This window comes from Actinomadura verrucosospora, assembly GCF_039540335.1.
GTDB classification, from domain to species: Bacteria; Actinomycetota; Actinomycetes; order Streptosporangiales; family Streptosporangiaceae; genus Spirillospora; species Spirillospora verrucosospora.
Map to the genome: position 1 here is coordinate 255,588 of NZ_BAABEV010000005.1, position 15,939 is coordinate 271,526.

Here is a 15,939-nt window from a genome sequence, read left to right on the forward strand (position 1 = left end):
CCATGGCCTCGTCCCGCACCGCGGCGCGCACCGGGCGGCTCACGCTGCCGGTGCTGCTGGTGCTCACCGCGATCGTCACCATCACCCCGTTCGCCGCCATGGTGCTCGTCGCGTTCGCCCCCGAGAGCGGGCAGACCTTCCCGGACGCACTGCTGCCGGACAGGATCACCCTGGCGAACTTCGAGCAAGTGCTGTCCAGCTCCGACGTCCCGCGCTGGACGCTCAACTCGCTGGTCTTCTCGTTCGTGTCGGTCGTGCTGATCCTGCTGTTCGCGTCCATGGCGGGCTACGCCTTCGCCAAGAAGCGCTTCCCGGGCCGTGACGCGGTCTTCTGGGCGCTGCTCGCCACGCTGATGGTGCCGTTCCAGGCGACGCTCATCCCGTCCTACATCCTGGTCTCGCGGCTGGGCGGCGTGGACACCTACTGGGGCATGATCGTGCCGACGCTGGCCAACGTGCAGGCGATCTTCCTCATGCGGCAGTTCATCGTGCAGCTCCCGGACGAGCTCTTCGAGGCCGCCGAGATGGACGGCGCCTCGGAGTGGCGGATCTTCACCACGATCGTCCTGCCGCTGGTGCGGCCCGCGCTCGCCACCCTGGGCGTCTTCGTCTTCCTCTGGCACTGGAACGACTTCCTGTGGCCGCTGGTCATCGGGCAGTCCGGTGAGATGCAGACGCTCACCGTCGGGCTGGCGACGCTGCAGAGCGAGAACGTGCCGATCAACCAGGTCATGGCGGGCGCGACCATCACGGTGGTGCCGAGCCTCCTGGTCTTCGGCCTGCTCCAGCGTTACCTCACCGACAGCATCGCGATGACGGGTCTCAAGGGCTGACCGCCCATGGTCATCGACATCGACCGGGTACTCGGCCCGATCCCCGGGGACGACGTGGCGAGCGTGGACGAGCAGGGCCTGGTCGCCGAACTCGACAGGCTCCGCATCGACCTGGCGTGCGTCGTGCACTCCCACGCGCTCTTCTACGACCCGACCTCCCGCCAGCCGCGAACGGTGTCCGACCGGCTCGTGCAGGTGCCCGTCCTCGTGCCGGGACCGCTCGGCACCGGCGGCACCTCGGCGCGGCTGGTGCGGCTCTGCCCGGCCGAGCACCGCTTCGCGCTCACCGGCCCCCACGGACTGGCGCTGGCCGGCGACCTGTCCGACCAGGGCACGGCAGTGCTGCTGGGCTGGAATTCGGCCACGTTCGAGGAGATCCACCGGCTCGCGACGCGCTGCCCCCGGCTGCGCCTCATCCTCATCGACACCGGTTACCGAAGCCTGCGGGAGCTGGCCGACCTGATGGACGCCCACGCCGGGATCGGCGTCGACACGGCGACGCTGAACGGGCATCAGAGTGTCGAGTGGCTCGTCCGCCGTTACGGCGCGCACCGCGTGTGGTTCGGCACGGGCGCGCCGGCCGGCGACGACGCCGGGCCGCGCTTCCAGCTGGACCATCTCGACCTGCCCGACGCCGACGTCGCGCTGATCGCCGGCGGCAACGCGCGTGCCCTGCTCGGGCTCGGTCGTGACGGCCGATGAACGATCCGGACGCCTGGCGCGGCAGGGTCGTCGACGCCCACGGCCACCTCGGCGGCTGGTTCAACTTCGCCATCCCCGACACCTCGACCGAGAGTCTGGTCGCGCAGATGGACCGCTGCGGGGTGGCCGCGATGTGCGTCTCGCATCTGCTGGGCGTCGGCCCGGACGCCCGCGCAGGCAACGCCCTCCTGCTCGCGGAACTCGTCCGCTGGCCCGGCCGGTTCCTCGGTTACGCCGTTTACGACCCGCATGACCCGGAGGCTCCCGGGCGGGTGCGCGACCTCCTCGACGAGCCCGGCATGATCGGGGTGAAGCTGCATCCGGACACGCACGGGCACCCGCTCGACGGTCCCGGCTATGAGCCCGCGTTCGCCGTCGCCGCCGCGACCGGCTCGATGGTGCTGTCGCACGGCGAGTACGGCTCGCCCTGGTCCGACCCGGCGCGCTTCGCGACCGTCGCCGGACGGCATCCGGCCGTCCCGCTGCTGATGGGCCACGCCGGGCTGTGGCCGTCCGGCTTCGCCGCCGCGGCGGACGTCGCGCGGCGGTGCCCGAACGTGGTGCTGGAGATCTGCGGCTCGCGGATGACCGCCCGGCATCTGGCGCGGCTGGTGGCGGACGTCGGTGCGGACCGCATGGTGTTCGGCTCGGACGCGCTCTTCCTCGATCTGCGCGTCGGCCTCGGACGCGTGGTCCTGGCGCCGCTCGACCCGGCCGACCGCGACCGGCTCCTCTTCGGCACGATGACCCGGCTTCTGGAAGGAGCACGATGAGGCTGGCCCTTCACGGCGGTACACCCGTCCGCACCTCCGGCTGGCCCGCCTGGCCGCCGCCCGCCACCCCCGAGCAGCGCGCGCTGCTGCTGGAGGTGCTGGACGGCGGTGCGTGGGGCGCGACGGACGGGACCAAGGTCACCGAGTTCGCGACGGCGTTCGCCGCCTCCGCGGGCACGGAGTACGGCGTCTGCACGGTGAACGGCACGGTCGGCCTCTTCCTCGCGCTGCGCGCCCTCGGCGTCGGCCCCGGCGACGAGGTGATCGTGCCCGCCTACACGTTCGTGGCCAGCGCGACCTCGGTGGTTCTCGCGGGCGCCCGGCCCGTTCTCGCCGACGTCACCCCCGACACGCTGCATCTGGACCCGGCGGCGGTGGAACGCGCGATCACAGCGCGCACCAGGGCGATCATGCCCGTGCACCTGGCCGGCGCTCCCGCCGACACCGAGAACCTGGAGGCGTTCGGGATCCCGCTCGTGGAGGACGCCGCGCAGGCGCACGGCGCCGCGCGGCACGGGCGCCCGGCCGGGTCGCTCGGCGCCGTGGCCTGTTTCAGCTTCCAGTCGAGCAAGGCGATGACCGCCGGGGAGGGCGGCGTCGTCGTGACCGGCGACCGGGCGCTGTACGAGCGGCTCTGGTCGCTGCACAACGTCGGGCGGCGGCTCGGCGGCGGCTGGTACGAACATCCCGTGATCGGCTGGAACCTGCGCATGACGGAGTTCCAGGCGGCCGTGCTGGCTCCCCAGCTCGCGCTGCTCGACGGGCAGGTGGCCGCCCGCGAGCGCGCCGCCGCGTACCTGGCCGAAGAACTCGCGGCGGTCGGCGGGCTGAGCCTGCTGCCGGGACCGGAAGGGACGACGCGGCACAGCAGGCACCTCGGCATCGTGCGCTACGCGCGGGCGGAGTTCGGCGGTCGGTCCAAGGCCGACTTCATCGCGGCGATGGCGGCCGAGGGCGTCCCGCTGGACGCCGGATACCGGTCGCTGTCCCGCGAGGCCGCCCTCCGCCCGTACGCGTGCGAGGCTTCCTGCCCGGCGGCCGAGGCCGCCGAAGACTCGGTGGTCTGGCTCCGGCAGAACCTGCTGATGGCGGACGACGACGCGCTCGCGGACATCGTGTCCGCCGCGGCCAAGGTCAGGCGCGAGTTTCGGACTCAGCCGGAAATGATGTGACCGAAAGACTCGATGGCGCGAAGGGCGTCCGCCTGCGGCATCCCGGGCGGCTGGACGCGCAGCACGACCCCGTCCGCGCCCATCGCCGCGTAGTGCTCCAGCCGCTCCGCGCACTGGCCGGGCGAGCCGATCACGCTCCGGTCGACGATCTCGTCCCAGCCCTGCGCGTAGCGGCCCGCGTCCGAGGACGTGCGCTTCCAGCCCGTGTACGCGTCGTACAGGTCGCGCAGCGGGGCCTCCAGCGTCTTGCGCGCCTCCTGCGACGTCTGCGCGCAGTAGCCCTCGCGGCAGACGATCACCTCGGCGCCGAGCGTGCCGGGGCCTCGCTCGTACGCTCGGTACGCCCCGATCTTCCCGGGGAGGTCGGCGTCGAGCTCGTTGAACGAGGTCGTCCAGCCGTCGCACATGCGCGCCGTCCGCTCCAGCACGGCCGGGACCCGGCCGCCGTTCCAGAGCCTCGGGCGCGGCCCCTGGACGGGACGCGGGGCGAGGAACGCCTCCTCGACCTGCGTGAACCTCCCGTCGAACGTCACCTTGTCCTCCGTCCACAGCCGGGTGAGGAGCTCCACGCACTCCTCGAAACGGGCGACCCGCTCGCGCTGGGCGACGCCGAAGAGGGCGAACTCCTCCGGCCGGTAGCCGAGCACGAACCCGGCCGTCAGCCGGCCGCCCGACAGCACGTCGATGTGCGCGAGCGTCTGGGCCAGCACGACCGGGTGGTAGAACGGCGCGACGATCCCGGCGGTGGCCAGCCCGATGCGCTCGGTGTGCGCCGCGATCCAGGTCAGCGAGGTGAGGATCTCGTGATAGCCGGGCCGGTGCAGGTGGCGCTCGCCCAGCACGACCCATTCGAAGCCGGCCTGTTCGGCGAGCCGTGCCTGCTCGACGGCGTCGTCCAGGGACGGGCGGTCCGCCGCGTCACCGTACAGGTTCAGATACAGGCCGAGGCGCATGGGGCCGCCCTCCAGTCGTCGGTGGCATTGACATCGACCGAGCACGCTACTTACGGTCTAGACCGTAAATCATTTGCCCTCTCATTGCGACCCCAGCAGAGGAGTCAGCCTTGAGCGTCGCCCTCCCCCGGCCCGGCGAGCGCCCGTCCGCGACCGGGGGCCCGATCACCGCGATCCGCACGCGCGTCGTCCGGGCCCCCTACCGCCGCCCGTTCCAGATCAGCAGCGGCGTCAGCACGGAGTTGATCAGCCTGGTGGCGGAGGTGGAGACGGCGGACGGAGCGATCGGCGTCGGCGAGACCTCGCCGATGACCGCCTACACGGGCGAGACGCTGGCGGGCGTCGCCGCGGCCGTCGAGGAGCACCTGAGCCCCGCCCTGATCGGCCTCGATCCCCTCGACCGGGCCGGGGCGCATGTCGCGATGGACGTCGCGCTGCGCGGCCAGCACGTCGCCAAGGCCGCCCTCGACATCGCGCTGCACGACCTGGCCGGGCGGCTCGCCGGATGGCCGGTCACCGCGCTGCTCGGCGGCCGGGTGCGCGAGCGCGTCCCGATCGCCTGGGTGGTCGGCCTCGGCACGCCGGACGAGATGGCGGCGGAGGCCGCGGACTACGCCGGGCGCGGGTTCCGGCACATCAAGGTCAAGGGCGGTCACGACCCCGAGCGCGACCTCGACCTCGTGCGCACCGTCCGGGCCGTGCTGCCCGCCGACGCCGAGTTGTGCCTGGACGCCAACGAGGGCTACGACCTCTCGGCGCTGCCCGTGCTGGCCAGGATGGCCGACGCCGGGCTCTCCCTGCTGGAGCAGCCGCTGCCGCACTGGGACCTGGGGGGTCTGGCCCGGCTCCGCGAGCGCCTGGACGTCCCGGTGATGGTGGACGAGAGCATGCAGTCGCCGCAGGACGCGCTGGAGATCGTGCGGCGCGGCGCCGCCGACGTGCTCAACATCAAGATCCTCAAGGTGGGCGGGCTGCACCCCGCCCTGCGGATCGCGGCCATCGCGGAGGCGGCCGGGCTGGCGGTCAAGGTCGGTTCCATGCCGGAGCTGGGCGTGGCGACGCTGGCCGCGCTGCACCTGGCCTCCGCGCTGCCGGGCGCCACCGTACCCGCGGACCTGGTGGGGCCGCTGCTGGTGCGGGAGGAACCGCTCGCGCCCTCGGTGTTCACCGCCGTCGACGGATGGGTGGACGTCCCGACCGCCCCCGGCCTCGGCCACGACCTGTGACCCGGAACGGAGACCCGACGATGCACGCCCTCGTCGACCGGCTGCGCGGCACCCTCCTGCCCGCCGTGGTGACCCCGATGGACCGGCAGGGCGTCGTGGACCACGACGCCCTCGCGGCGTACGCCGGCCGGATCGCCGCGGAACCGATCGGCGGCGTGGCCGTGTGGGCCCACACCGGGCGCGGGCTCCACCTCTCCGCCGACGACCGCGCCAGGGTGCTGACGACGTGGCGGCTGGCCACCGCGGCGCCGATCGTGGCGGGCGTCGGCGTGCCGCGCTCGGTCTCCGCCCCGACCCTGGCCGCGGCCTCGGACGCGACGGTGGCGATGGCGGTGCGGGCGGCGGAGCTCGGTGCGGACGCCGTGATGGTCTACCCGCTGGCCGCGCTCCGCGAGGAGCCCGACGGGCACGACCAGGCCGTGCGGCTGCACGAGCGAGTGGCCGCCGAGAGCGGACTGCCGCTCGTCGGGTTCTACCTGCACGCGGAGGCGGGCGGCTACCCGTACCCGCCCGGGTTGATCCGCGACCTGCTGGCGCTCCCCGCGATGCTGGGCGTGAAGACGGCGACGCTCGACAGCGCCATCGGATGCCAGGAGGCGATCTGGGCGGGCCGCGGCACCGGCAAGCTGTCCATCACCGGAGAGGACCGCATGTACGGGCCCTCGTTCATGTGGGGCGCCGACACCGCGCTCGTCGGCATCGCCGCGGCACAGACCGAGCTGAGCGCACGCGTGCTGCGGGCCTGGACGGGACATGACCACGCGGCGTTCGTCGAAGCCTCCAATCGGCTCGACCGGTTCGCGGCGGCGACGTTCTACGCGCCGATCGAGGGATACGTGCAGCGCATGCTGTGGGCGGCCGTCTGGGAGGGGCTCATCCCCGAGGCCGCGGCGCACGACCCGTACGGCCCCGCGCTGCCGCCCTCGGAACGCGACCGGGTGATCGCCTGCCTGGAGGACCTGCGCGCCACCGCGGCGCACTGACCAGCCGGATCCCGCGCGGGAACGGGCGGCGGGAGGCGCAGTGGGCGCCCTGCCGCCCGTCTCCCGCCGGACGGCCGGACGCTATGCCGCCGGAACCGTGTCGATCGTGCCCGCGGAGCCCGGCGAACGGGCCCGCCTCTTACCCGAGCCGGGCGTGCACGCGGCGCACCGCGCGGGCGATCCCCTCCACGTGGTCGGCCGTGTAGCCCTCGTTCCAGTGCAGGATGACCAGCGTCCGGTCGATGAGCCGCTCCGCGCTCGGGCAGAGCCCGGCCGGATACGACCGGCCCTCCAGCGGGAAGCGCGAGGAGCCGTAGACGGGCTCGGCCGCGAGCGCCGGATTGGCGTACAGAGGGCGCTCCAGATATCCGGCGACCGCCGGGACACCCTCCGCGGCGAGCTCCTCCGCCCAGACGCGGTTGCCCGGTTCGTCCGGCACCGTGAACGGGAACAGCCACCACGCGTGCCCCTCCGGATCGGGAAGGCCGATTCCGGTCAGGTCCCGGAGCGAGGACAGGAGCTGCCCGGCCCGTTCGGCGCGGCGGGCGACGACCCCGGCGGCCTTGGCGAGCTGGGCGCGCGCCACCGCGGCCACGAGCTCGGTCATGCGGTAGTTGAGGCCGAGCGACAGGTGCAGCCGGCCGATCGTCCGGTCCCAGCCCTTGTCCATGAACAGCCGCATGCGCCGGGCCAGCTCGTCGTCATCGGTGCAGCACAGACCGCCGTCGCCTGCGGTGATGTGCTTGTACTGCTGGAAGCTGAAGCAGGCGATGTCGCCGACCGTGCCGAGCAGGCCGCCCCCGGGGGTGGTGCCGAGCCAGGCCTGCGCACAGTCCTCGATGAGGAGCAGGCCGTGCCGGTCGGCGACCGCGCGGAGCCCGGCGAGGTCGGCGGGCGCGCCGAAGAGGTGCACCGCGATGATCGCCCGGGTGCGCGGCGTGACCGCCGCCTCGGCCGCGGCGGGGTCCAGGTTGCCGGTGGTCGGATCGACGTCGGCGAAGACGGGCACGCCGTTCTGCGCGAGGATCGGCGCGACGGTTCCGAAGTCGGAGATGGGGGTGGTGATGACCTCGTCCCCGGGGTCGAGGCGGATCGCCGCGACGGCCAGGTGCAGCGCCGCCGTGCCCGAACTCGACGCGATCGCCGCGCGGCGGCCGTACAGCGCGGCCATCTCGGCTTCGAGGGCGCGCGCCTCGGTGCCGAAGGTGCTGCACAGCACGGCGCTGTCGAGGACGCGCAGCACCGCCCGCCGCTCCTCGGCTCCGATCGTCCGGCCGCTCGGACCCAGCGCATCGGGGAACCGCTCGCCGTCCGTGCCCATGCCTCTCCCCGTCCTCACGTCCCACCTATTTTCGGTCTGGGCCGAAAGTTATTTCACCCTAGGATGTCCGTCAAGAGGCCGAGCCAGGAAGGAACGAAGCCCGACGGGGGTGCACTAACCTAAACGGTTGAGGGCTGGACCTAAATAGAGGAGCCGAGAGTGCCCATCACCATCGGGGTCGTGGGTCCCGAAGACCTGGTCCACCGCGCCGTCGCGGTGGGCTCCGAGATGGGCGGCGCCGTCATGACCGGCCTCCCCTACCGGCACGAGGGCGAGGCCGTGGAGGTCGTCGCGACCGCCCCCGAGGAGGTCGACGCGTTCCTGTTCACCGGTGTGGTCCCCTACACCCTGGCCACCGCCGCGGGCGTGGTGACGCGGCCCTCGATGTACGTCTCCTATGACGGCGCGACACTGCTTCGGGCACTGGTGGAGCTCCTGCGCCTAGGCCACGACGTGACGCGCGTGTCGGTCGACACCCTCCGCCGCGCCGAGGTGCTGGAGACCCTCACCGAGGCCAAGCTGCCGACCGACCAGGTCCAGGTGCTGCCCTACAAGGCAGGCCTCACGTCAGAGGACATCGTCGCGTTCCACCGCAACGCGCGCGACCGGCACGGCACCCGGGTGGCCATCACCTGCCTGGGCTCCGCCTACAACGTGCTGGAGCCCCTGATGCACACGGTGCGGCTGGCCCCGTCGCGCTTCTCGATCCGCTCCACCATCCAGGCCCTCATCCTGACCGCGGTCGGGCAGCAGGTCGGCGACGCCCAGGTCGCGCTGGGCCTGATCGAGCTTCCCGGCCCGGACGACACCCTGGCGGCCGACGTGGTGACGCTGGGCGGCAGCCTCGCGCCGCTGCCCGGCGGGCGCCACCTGATGGTGACTACGCGCGGCCTCCTGGAGCAGGCCACCGAGCAGTTCACCCGGCTGCCGCTACTCGACCGGCTCGCCGCCCGGCACCCGAGCGTGCACATCGGCTTCGGCATCGGCCGCACGGCGGCGGAGGCGGAGTCCCTGGCCAAGCGGGCCCTCGGCAGGGCCGCGGCGATCGGCGCCTCGGTGGGCGTGGTCGCGATGGCCGACGACGTCGACATCGTGATCGAGCCCGCCGACGGCGACGAGCCCCCGGCCGAACGCGGCGTCGAGAGCCTGCCGCTGCTGGCCCGCCGCGTCGGCCTCAACGCCCAGACGCTGGCCCGGCTTCGCGAGCTGGTCGCAGACCGGCCGGACGGCCTGACCGCGCACGACGTCGCCGAGCACCTGGACGTGCAGCAGCGTACGGCGCGGCGCGTGCTCAAGCGCCTGGAACGAGCCGGGATCGCCACGCCGATCGGCAGCCAGCAGCAGGGCCGCACGGGCCGCCCGCCGACCGTTTACCGCGTGAACCTCTAACACCGGCTCACCGGTTTCCTTTTACTCCGGCGCCCGGCCCTTAGTGCCCGCCCCCGCGCAGGCCGTCGCCCGGTGCGTCGCGAACAGCCGCTGCTGACGCGGGCGCGGACCGGGAGCCATGCCGGTCAACCGGCCCCGGTCGGTGGAGCAGGCATGCAACCGCCAGGTCGCCACAACTGCCGAGTCCAGGATGACCTCGAAGGCCGGCCCGGACAGTGAAGGAGCTCAACGCGGAGTGGTACGAGGGTTGCGATCGCTAGTTGTTTCAGTCATAGTTGAAATAACTAGCCGCCTCAATCCGGAGCAAGCTGTGGAACACGTGACTTTCAACAGCCTCGGCACCCGCTGTGCGGGCGATCTCTACCTGCCCGAGACGAGCGGCCCGGTCCCCGGGCTGGTGCTGGGGCACAGCGGGGTGATGGTCAAAGAGGCGCTGGCGTTCTTCGCGCCGTACTTCACCAAGGCCGGCTTCGCGGTGCTGGCCATCGACTACCGCACGGTCGGCTCCAGCGAAGGCGAGCCGCGCGGCCTGGACTACCCGGAGCGGCAGGTGGAGGACTTCCGCAGCGCGGTGTCCTACCTGCAGACCCGTCCCGAAGTGCAGCCGGAGCGAATCGGCGTGTGGGGGGTGAGCGTCGGCGGCTCGGTGGCCACCCAGGCAGCCGTGCTCGATCGGCGCATCAAGTGCGTCGTCGTGCAGAGCCCCAGCGTGTGGAACGGATGGCGGTACCTGGAACGCCTCCGGGGCCGTGCTGGTGTCCACGCGCTTCGCGACCAACTGCAGCAGGACTGGCAGCGGCGTTACGAAGGCGGGCAGAGCGCTCGCGTGCCGCACCTGACGCTGGAGGGCGACAGTGTGAAGGACACGCCGGACATGTCGACCCGCCTGTTCCCCGCCTACCGCAATGAGAAGACCCTCGACTCTGCCGAGCACCTGCTCACCTTCGCGCCGGAGAACCTCATCCACCGGCTCGCGCCGACACCCCTGCTGATGATCGCCAACGGCGGCTGGGACCCGTACCACATGCTCGAAGAGGCGCAAAGCGCCTTCGCCAGAGCGGGCGAGCCCAAGCGGCTCGCGGTGCTGCCCTACGACGTGCTCGGCCTCTACACCGGCCCGGGCCTGGAGGAGGCGATGGCGCTCGCGATCGACTGGTTCGACCTCTACCTGCGCAAGACCAGGCTCCCGGGCATCACCCCGACACCCACCTATGAGTCGGTGGCCGCCATGACAGAGTGACCGCCACACGATCAACAACGGAGGTTCGACGATGAGCGCTGAGGAACAGCAGGACCGGTTGCTCCGCTGGGTGGAGCGGGTGGCCGCCTTCTGCGTCGAGGAGTGGGGGCTGCCGCCCATCACCGGACGCATCCTCGGCTGGCTCATGATCTGCGATCCGGCGGAGCAGTCCGCCGGGCAGATCGCGGAGGTCATCCAGGCGAGCCGCGCCTCCCTCACCTCGAACATGCGGTTTCTCACGGCCATCGGCCTGGTCAAGAAGGTGAGAAGGCCGGGCGATCGCGTCTCCTACTACCGCATCGAAGACGACGCCTGGCAGAAGGTCATCCAGCGCAAGCTCGAAAGCCTGAGCGCGTTCGGTGAGATCGCCGACGAAGGGATCGACATCGCGGGCGGCGAGAGGCACCGCACCGAGCGCATCAAGGCCGCCCACGAATCCCTGACGTGGCTGCAGAACCTCGCGGCCCGTCATCCGCTACGCCGTTAAGGAAGCCCCATGCAACGCTGGCAACCCAAGCTCGGGCTGATCCAGGAAACACTGCTGCTTACCCTCCACGCCAGAGCCCTGGACGCCGGACTGCCCAGCCCGATCCTCGGCGACACGCTCTCCGCCGACCTGGCCGGCAAGATCGACTACGACTTCGACAAGCTGAAGGTCAAGCCCAGCCTCGTCCTCACCACCGCACTACGCGCCAAGAAGCTCGACGACGTCGTCCGCTCCTTCATCGAAGCCCACCCCGGATGCGTGGTGCTCGACCTGGGCTGCGGCCTGGACACCAGGATGCTGCGCTGTGATCCCCCGCCCGGCGTCGACTGGTACGACATCGACTTCCCCGAAGTGGTCCACCTCAGGGCCGACTGCCTGCCCGGCCGCTCCCACCTGGTCGGAGCCGACCTCACCACCTCCGACTGGCTCACCGCCATCCCCGGCGACCGGCCAGCGATGATCGTCGCCGAGGGGCTGCTCCCCTTCATGCCCGGCGACTCCTTCCAGGAGATGACCCGCGCGCTGGCCGGCCATTTCCCTTCGGGCGAGCTCGCGCTCAACGGCTACACCCGCTTCGCCGCCTGGGCCATGAAGTACCACCCGACCATCAAGGCCCTCGGCATCAAAGCCGCCCAGGGCTTCGACGACCCACACGAACCAGAGTCCTGGGACGCCGGCCTCGAACTGATCGAAGAGCAGATCCTCACCCGCGCACCCGAAGTAGCCCGATTCCCGCAACCCCTACGCGCGCTCACCCGTCTCACCGCCCGCAGCACGGCCCTGTCTCGGCAAGGAGCCCGCATTCTCCGCTACCGATTCTGAGCGGCGACGGTGGTGACAAGCGACGCGTTGAGACCGGCTGCGATGGCGTCCTCGCGGCGTAGGCCGCGAGGACGAGTACTGCCGCCCCGCGCACCACAAGGCCGACACTGCCGAGCTTGCACCCACCCAGACGCTGGGCGGTGAGGCGCCGTCGCCGCCACTGCCGAGGAGGCCGGCGCGGAACGGCTTCTGGAGGTCGCCGAAGCCGTCATCGCCTTGGTCACCCCCTCGGTGCCCTACCGGCCAAGCTCTTCGCCAGCGAGTTCTACGCAGCCTCGCCAGCGGTCAAGCCGTGGCCATCGCTGTCCAGCAAGGCGAGGTCGCACTCGAATTCGCCGGTCTGGCCGGCTCGTCTAGAGCCAGCCAGCGTCGCGGGAGATGCGGATGGCGTCGATGCGGTTGCGGGCTCCGACCTTGCCGATCGCGTTCGAGAGGTAGTTGCGCACGGTGGCCTGCGACAGCGAAAGCTCGCTGGCGATCTGGGTCACCGGCACGCCGGTCGCGGCGACGCGCAGAACCTCGGTCTCGCGGACGGTGAGGGGGCTGCTGCCGGTTTCGAGGGCGGCGGCGACGAGGTCGGGGTCAATGACCCGTTCGCCCCGGGCGATGCGGCGGATGCCGTCGGTGAGGGTCTGGGCGGGGGCGTCTTTGACGATGAAGCCCTGGACGTGGACCTTCAGCGCCCTCAGGAGGTTGCCGGGCTGGCTGAGCCCGGTGAGCACGAGGGTGCGGCAGCCGGGCAGCTTGTCATGGAGATGCTCAGCCGCCGTCAGCCCGTCCAGTCCGGGCATGTCGATGTCCAGCACCGCGACGTCGGGCCGCACGCGCAGTGCGGTGGCGACGACCGTGTCCCCGCGCTCCAGTTCGGCGACGACCTCCATATCGTCCTCCAGCGTCAGCAGCGCGACGAGCGCACTGCGGATCATGTGCATGTCCTCGGCGATCATGACGCGGATCACGTGGCCTCCTCGGGGACCTCGACGCGGAACCGGAACCGTCCGTCGCGGACCGTGGCCGACACTGTTCCCGAGACCGCCCGGGCCCGTTCGGCGACACCGCACAGGCCCGAGCCGTGCTCGGCGGTCCCGCGGACACCGTCGTTGATGATCTCCAGCCGTACCGTGCCCTGATGGCGCGACAAGCTGATGGCGCAGGAATGGGCCTGGCTGTGCCTCAGCAGGTTGGTGGTTCCTTCGCGGATCGCCCAGGCCAGTGCACTCTGGACGGGAACCGGAAGAGCCGGCAGTTCGGCCACGTCCAGGCGGGTGTGGACTCCCGCGGCTCCGAGCAGGGCGGCCGCCCCGTCGAGCTCAGTGCTCAACGACACGGCGTGCTCGTCACGGGCGATGGCGCGCGTGTCGCGCAGCGCCTCCCGGGCCACCTCGGTCAGGCTTTCGATCTCGGCGCCGGCCGCGGCGGGGTCCTTGGCGAGCAGCCGCAGCGCCAGGTCGCCCTTCAGGGAGATCGCCGACAGGCTCTGGCCGAGCAGGTCGTGCAGGTCGCGCGAGAGCCGCACGCGTTCCTCCCCGACGGCGCTGGCGGCCAGCTCAGTCCTGGTGGCGTACAGCTCGTTCACCAGCTGCACCAGCCGCGTCCCGCCGATCAGCGCACCCGCGTACAGGGCGGGCATGACGACGCTGTAGACGCCGATGACGACGGCCAGCGTGGTCGTGGACCCGGGCAGGGACATCGCGCCCAGCACGCCGACCAGCTCGGTGATGAGCAGCTGCACGCCTGCCACTGCCCATTTGGCCCGGCTGCGCAGCAACATCGCCGAGGCGATGACGAACATGCCCAGCGCCTCCCAGTCCTGCCCGAACCACAGCAGCGGGACGTTGGCCAGAAGGGCAAGCGCGGTGAGGGTCCAGGGCCATCCCCTCGGCAGCTCTCCGCGAGCGGCGTGCAGGCTGTGCCGCAGCTGCAGGGCTCCGATGGTGGACGCCAGCGGGACGGCGAGGAGCGGGCTGTGCCGTGTGCCCTCGCTCAGGCCGACCGTCGTGTAGAACGGCGCCTGGGCGGTCCACAGCACGATGAGCGCGACCAGGGGCCAGTGGGGGCGCCTCATCACCCAAGCCGGCGGGATCATTCCGCTCACGCGGCCACCTCGATCGTCTCGGCCGAGTCGTCGGTGCGCAGCTCCAACTGGACCCGGCCGCCGCGGGAGGAGACCGTGATCACGCACGCGCGGGCCGTGCGGTCGCGCAGCAGGCGGGTGACCGTGGAGCGCAGGGCCGCTCGCGGCCGATCGCCGATCGTCGCCTGGATCGGGCCCTGCGGCAGGTCCAGGCGAGTCGTGATGCCCGCGACCGACAGCAGCGCGGCGGCGGTCTCCAGTTCGGCGCGTAGCGAGGGCCGCCGATATCCCCGCACGCGCTGTCTGGCCTCGGCGAGGGTGGCCCTGGCGTCCTCGGAGAGCCGGGTCATCTCTGCCTCGAGACGGTCTTGATCACTCTGCGCGAGCAGTTCGCGGCTCCGTTCTCCCCGGGCGGCGATCGCCGCCAGCGCGGCACCGAGCGTGGAGCGCAGGTCGTCGTCGATCCGGCGGCGTTCCTGCGCGACCGCCTGCTGGGCCAGCGCCTCACGGGCCGACTGCAGGCGGATGAGCGCCGCGGCCAGCCAGACCAGCAGGAGCAATGCCGTACTGCCGCACATCAGGGTGAACCACACCCATGGCGCCTCCGTCAACGCCAGCCCCATCGCGTAGCCCACAGGGGCTGACGCCAGGACCAGCGCGACACTCACCGCGTAAGACCAGCGGCTGGGCAGTACCAGGACCGCCGATACGATCAACGCCACATAGGCCCGCACCCACGTGGCCCCGGCCAGCGGTGTCGCCCCGAGAATCACGACCGCCATGGCCGCCAGCGTCCAGAGCCCGGCCGGCGGTCGGGCGCCACGGGCCGCGTGCCAAAGATGACGCAGGTGAAGCGGTAGATAGGCCGCGGTCGCGGCCAGGCTCCAGAGCGCTGCGCGGGTGCCGCCCGGATAGCCGAAGGCGAGAGCCACCTGCAACGTGGGGAACAAAGCGCTGCAGGCGACCGCGCCGCCCGGCGCCAGTCGGACGACGCGGTCGAGATGCCAGCGCTGCTCGTACCCGTCCACCACCTGGCCTCCCGTCGCGGACGACCAGGGTAGGGGCTGTGGCAGAACGGCGACGTCCACTGATGACCAGAGCCGGGCGGATATGAGCGGAAAGCTCATCAGGCGACGGACGCCTCGTATCGCAGCACGACACTGTCGGAGCCGTCGAGCCTGTGGACTCCCGCGAGGTTCAACCGGCCCGACGCGCCGGTGAACAGGGGCGTGCCCGCGCCCAGCGCCGCGGGGCCGACGACCAGGTGCAGTTCGTCTACCAAGCCAGCCTGAAGGAGCGCGTTCCAGGTGATCCGGCTGCCGAAGGTCACCAGGTCGCCTTCGGTCTGCTGCTTGAGCTCCTTGACCCGGGACTCCGCCTCTGCACGCCCGATCACCGTGGTCTGCTCCGACCAGGGTGCGATGTCGTCACTCGTCAGAGAATCGGAGATCACGTTCACCTTGATGCGCCCGTAGATTCCGCCGAACTCCTGGTTCACCGCCGAGGCCTCGGGGTTGTCCGCCTGGGCGGGCCAGAACCCCATGAACATCCGGTACGAGTCGGCGCCGAGCAGCAGGGCCTCGGCCGCCCGCAGACGTTCCAGGTTGTAGGCGTCGAACGCGGCGTCCATCTCCAGTACGAGCGGGTTGCCGTCGTTGTCGGCGTAAAAGCCGTCGAGAGACATGATGTTGCAGACCACCAGCCTGGCCATGGGGTGCTCCTTGCAATGAGGTTTCGTGGTCCCCGTACCTTCGCCGCAATCACGGCTGGTCAGTAGATGCAAATGTCACCAGGAGCACCGTGAATCTCGCTGACCAAGCTCGCCGGGGGCCTGCGGTCTCCCAGGCCCGCACCGTCTCTGACGTCTCCAGCGAAGATGAGCGGTCAGTCTCCAACTCGCCGTGGCACGTGCGCCAACTCGTCCCAGCCTGGCTCCTCACCCGCAGCAAGGGCGCGGTGGCTGG

Annotated in this window: 16 protein-coding genes; 10 read left to right on the forward strand and 6 right to left on the reverse strand. The window is 71.6% G+C overall.

The genetic code is table 11. The features are described from left to right. The first annotated feature begins 2 nt into the window (after positions 1–2). Genes ABD944_RS08495 through ABD944_RS08510 form a run of 4 tightly spaced genes read left to right on the forward strand, consistent with a single transcriptional unit; the run spans position 3 to position 3,480 of the window. Positions 3–833 (forward strand): carbohydrate ABC transporter permease, encoded by an 831-nt coding sequence (locus tag ABD944_RS08495; protein WP_345174092.1) that lies wholly within the window; start codon positions 3–5, stop codon positions 831–833. A 6-nt stretch (positions 834–839) separates the two neighbouring features. Next, positions 840–1,535: an amidohydrolase family protein gene (locus ABD944_RS08500; RefSeq protein WP_345174093.1), complete on the forward strand. Its 696-nt coding sequence runs from the start codon at positions 840–842 to the stop codon at positions 1,533–1,535. Then, complete coding sequence (locus tag ABD944_RS08505) at positions 1,532–2,308, forward strand: amidohydrolase family protein (protein WP_345174094.1); 777 nt, start codon at positions 1,532–1,534, stop codon at positions 2,306–2,308. The genes ABD944_RS08500 and ABD944_RS08505 overlap by 4 nt, the downstream gene beginning before the upstream one ends. Beyond that, positions 2,305–3,480 carry a DegT/DnrJ/EryC1/StrS family aminotransferase gene (locus ABD944_RS08510; protein ID WP_345174095.1) on the forward strand — a complete coding sequence of 392 codons (1,176 nt, stop codon included), beginning with the start codon at positions 2,305–2,307 and terminating at the stop codon, positions 3,478–3,480. The genes ABD944_RS08505 and ABD944_RS08510 overlap by 4 nt, the downstream gene beginning before the upstream one ends. Here the strand turns inward: ABD944_RS08510 and ABD944_RS08515 are convergent. Further along, a complete protein-coding gene (locus ABD944_RS08515; RefSeq protein ID WP_345174096.1) occupies positions 3,462–4,433 on the reverse strand; it encodes an LLM class flavin-dependent oxidoreductase in 972 nt (323 codons plus the stop codon). The genes ABD944_RS08510 and ABD944_RS08515 overlap by 19 nt on opposite strands. A 110-nt stretch (positions 4,434–4,543) precedes the next feature. Here ABD944_RS08515 and ABD944_RS08520 point away from each other — a divergent pair, with 110 nt between their 5' ends. Both ABD944_RS08520 and ABD944_RS08525 read left to right on the forward strand, forming a co-directional pair. Continuing rightward, complete coding sequence (locus ABD944_RS08520) at positions 4,544–5,659, forward strand: mandelate racemase/muconate lactonizing enzyme family protein (RefSeq protein WP_345174098.1); 1,116 nt, start codon at positions 4,544–4,546, stop codon at positions 5,657–5,659. 20 nt (positions 5,660–5,679) lie between these two features. Next, a complete protein-coding gene (locus ABD944_RS08525) occupies positions 5,680–6,642 on the forward strand; it encodes a dihydrodipicolinate synthase family protein (RefSeq protein WP_345174099.1) in 963 nt (320 codons plus the stop codon). Between the two features lie 139 nt (positions 6,643–6,781). On the opposite strand, the gene ABD944_RS08530 is transcribed toward ABD944_RS08525, so the two are convergent. Further along, positions 6,782–7,963 carry a DegT/DnrJ/EryC1/StrS family aminotransferase gene (locus ABD944_RS08530; RefSeq protein WP_345174100.1) on the reverse strand — a complete coding sequence of 394 codons (1,182 nt, stop codon included), beginning with the start codon at positions 7,961–7,963 and terminating at the stop codon, positions 6,782–6,784. 159 nt (positions 7,964–8,122) lie between these two features. Between ABD944_RS08530 and ABD944_RS08535 the strand changes: the two genes are divergently transcribed. From ABD944_RS08535 to ABD944_RS08550, 4 genes are all read left to right on the forward strand, one after another. After that, positions 8,123–9,352 (forward strand): HTH domain-containing protein, encoded by a 1,230-nt coding sequence (locus ABD944_RS08535; RefSeq protein WP_345174101.1) that lies wholly within the window; start codon positions 8,123–8,125, stop codon positions 9,350–9,352. A 310-nt stretch (positions 9,353–9,662) separates the two neighbouring features. Beyond that, positions 9,663–10,592, forward strand: coding sequence for an alpha/beta hydrolase (locus tag ABD944_RS08540; protein ID WP_345174102.1), 930 nt, complete (start codon positions 9,663–9,665; stop codon positions 10,590–10,592). A gap of 31 nt (positions 10,593–10,623) precedes the next feature. After that, positions 10,624–11,079 carry a GbsR/MarR family transcriptional regulator gene (locus ABD944_RS08545; RefSeq protein WP_345174103.1) on the forward strand — a complete coding sequence of 152 codons (456 nt, stop codon included), beginning with the start codon at positions 10,624–10,626 and terminating at the stop codon, positions 11,077–11,079. Between the two features lie 9 nt (positions 11,080–11,088). Further along, positions 11,089–11,901 carry a class I SAM-dependent methyltransferase gene (locus tag ABD944_RS08550; protein WP_345174104.1) on the forward strand — a complete coding sequence of 271 codons (813 nt, stop codon included), beginning with the start codon at positions 11,089–11,091 and terminating at the stop codon, positions 11,899–11,901. Between the two features lie 353 nt (positions 11,902–12,254). On the opposite strand, the gene ABD944_RS08555 is transcribed toward ABD944_RS08550, so the two are convergent. The 4 genes from ABD944_RS08555 to ABD944_RS08570 all read right to left on the reverse strand — a co-directional run bounded on the left by ABD944_RS08555 (position 12,255) and on the right by ABD944_RS08570 (position 15,686). After that, positions 12,255–12,860: a response regulator transcription factor gene (locus ABD944_RS08555; protein WP_345174105.1), complete on the reverse strand. Its 606-nt coding sequence runs from the start codon at positions 12,858–12,860 to the stop codon at positions 12,255–12,257. Continuing rightward, a complete protein-coding gene (locus ABD944_RS08560; RefSeq protein ID WP_345174193.1) occupies positions 12,857–13,987 on the reverse strand; it encodes a sensor histidine kinase in 1,131 nt (376 codons plus the stop codon). The genes ABD944_RS08555 and ABD944_RS08560 overlap by 4 nt, the downstream gene beginning before the upstream one ends. 5 nt (positions 13,988–13,992) lie before the next feature. Continuing rightward, the gene (locus tag ABD944_RS08565; protein ID WP_345174106.1) at positions 13,993–15,003 is read right to left on the reverse strand and encodes a sensor histidine kinase; all 1,011 of its coding nucleotides are present in this window, start codon (positions 15,001–15,003) and stop codon (positions 13,993–13,995) included. 98 nt (positions 15,004–15,101) lie between these two features. Beyond that, positions 15,102–15,686, reverse strand: a complete 585-nt coding sequence (locus tag ABD944_RS08570) for a dihydrofolate reductase family protein (RefSeq protein WP_345174107.1) — start codon at positions 15,684–15,686, stop codon at positions 15,102–15,104. Positions 15,687–15,939: the final 253 nt, after the last annotated feature.

What these genes read in the sequence shown, in the direction of transcription:
- ABD944_RS08525 (WP_345174099.1), top strand. Translation starts at nt 5,680, where the DNA reads ATGCACGCCCTCGTCGACCGGCTGCGCGGCACCCTCCTGCCCGCCGTG.
- ABD944_RS08560 (WP_345174193.1), bottom strand. Translation starts at nt 13,987, where the DNA reads ATGATCCCGCCGGCTTGGGTGATGAGGCGCCCCCACTGGCCCCTGGTC.
- ABD944_RS08530 (WP_345174100.1), bottom strand. Translation starts at nt 7,963, where the DNA reads ATGGGCACGGACGGCGAGCGGTTCCCCGATGCGCTGGGTCCGAGCGGC.
- ABD944_RS08505 (WP_345174094.1), top strand. Translation starts at nt 1,532, where the DNA reads ATGAACGATCCGGACGCCTGGCGCGGCAGGGTCGTCGACGCCCACGGC.
- ABD944_RS08510 (WP_345174095.1), top strand. Translation starts at nt 2,305, where the DNA reads ATGAGGCTGGCCCTTCACGGCGGTACACCCGTCCGCACCTCCGGCTGG.
- ABD944_RS08495 (WP_345174092.1), top strand. Translation starts at nt 3, where the DNA reads ATGGCCTCGTCCCGCACCGCGGCGCGCACCGGGCGGCTCACGCTGCCG.
- ABD944_RS08500 (WP_345174093.1), top strand. Translation starts at nt 840, where the DNA reads ATGGTCATCGACATCGACCGGGTACTCGGCCCGATCCCCGGGGACGAC.
- ABD944_RS08550 (WP_345174104.1), top strand. Translation starts at nt 11,089, where the DNA reads ATGCAACGCTGGCAACCCAAGCTCGGGCTGATCCAGGAAACACTGCTG.
- ABD944_RS08545 (WP_345174103.1), top strand. Translation starts at nt 10,624, where the DNA reads ATGAGCGCTGAGGAACAGCAGGACCGGTTGCTCCGCTGGGTGGAGCGG.
- ABD944_RS08515 (WP_345174096.1), bottom strand. Translation starts at nt 4,433, where the DNA reads ATGCGCCTCGGCCTGTATCTGAACCTGTACGGTGACGCGGCGGACCGC.
- ABD944_RS08570 (WP_345174107.1), bottom strand. Translation starts at nt 15,686, where the DNA reads ATGGCCAGGCTGGTGGTCTGCAACATCATGTCTCTCGACGGCTTTTAC.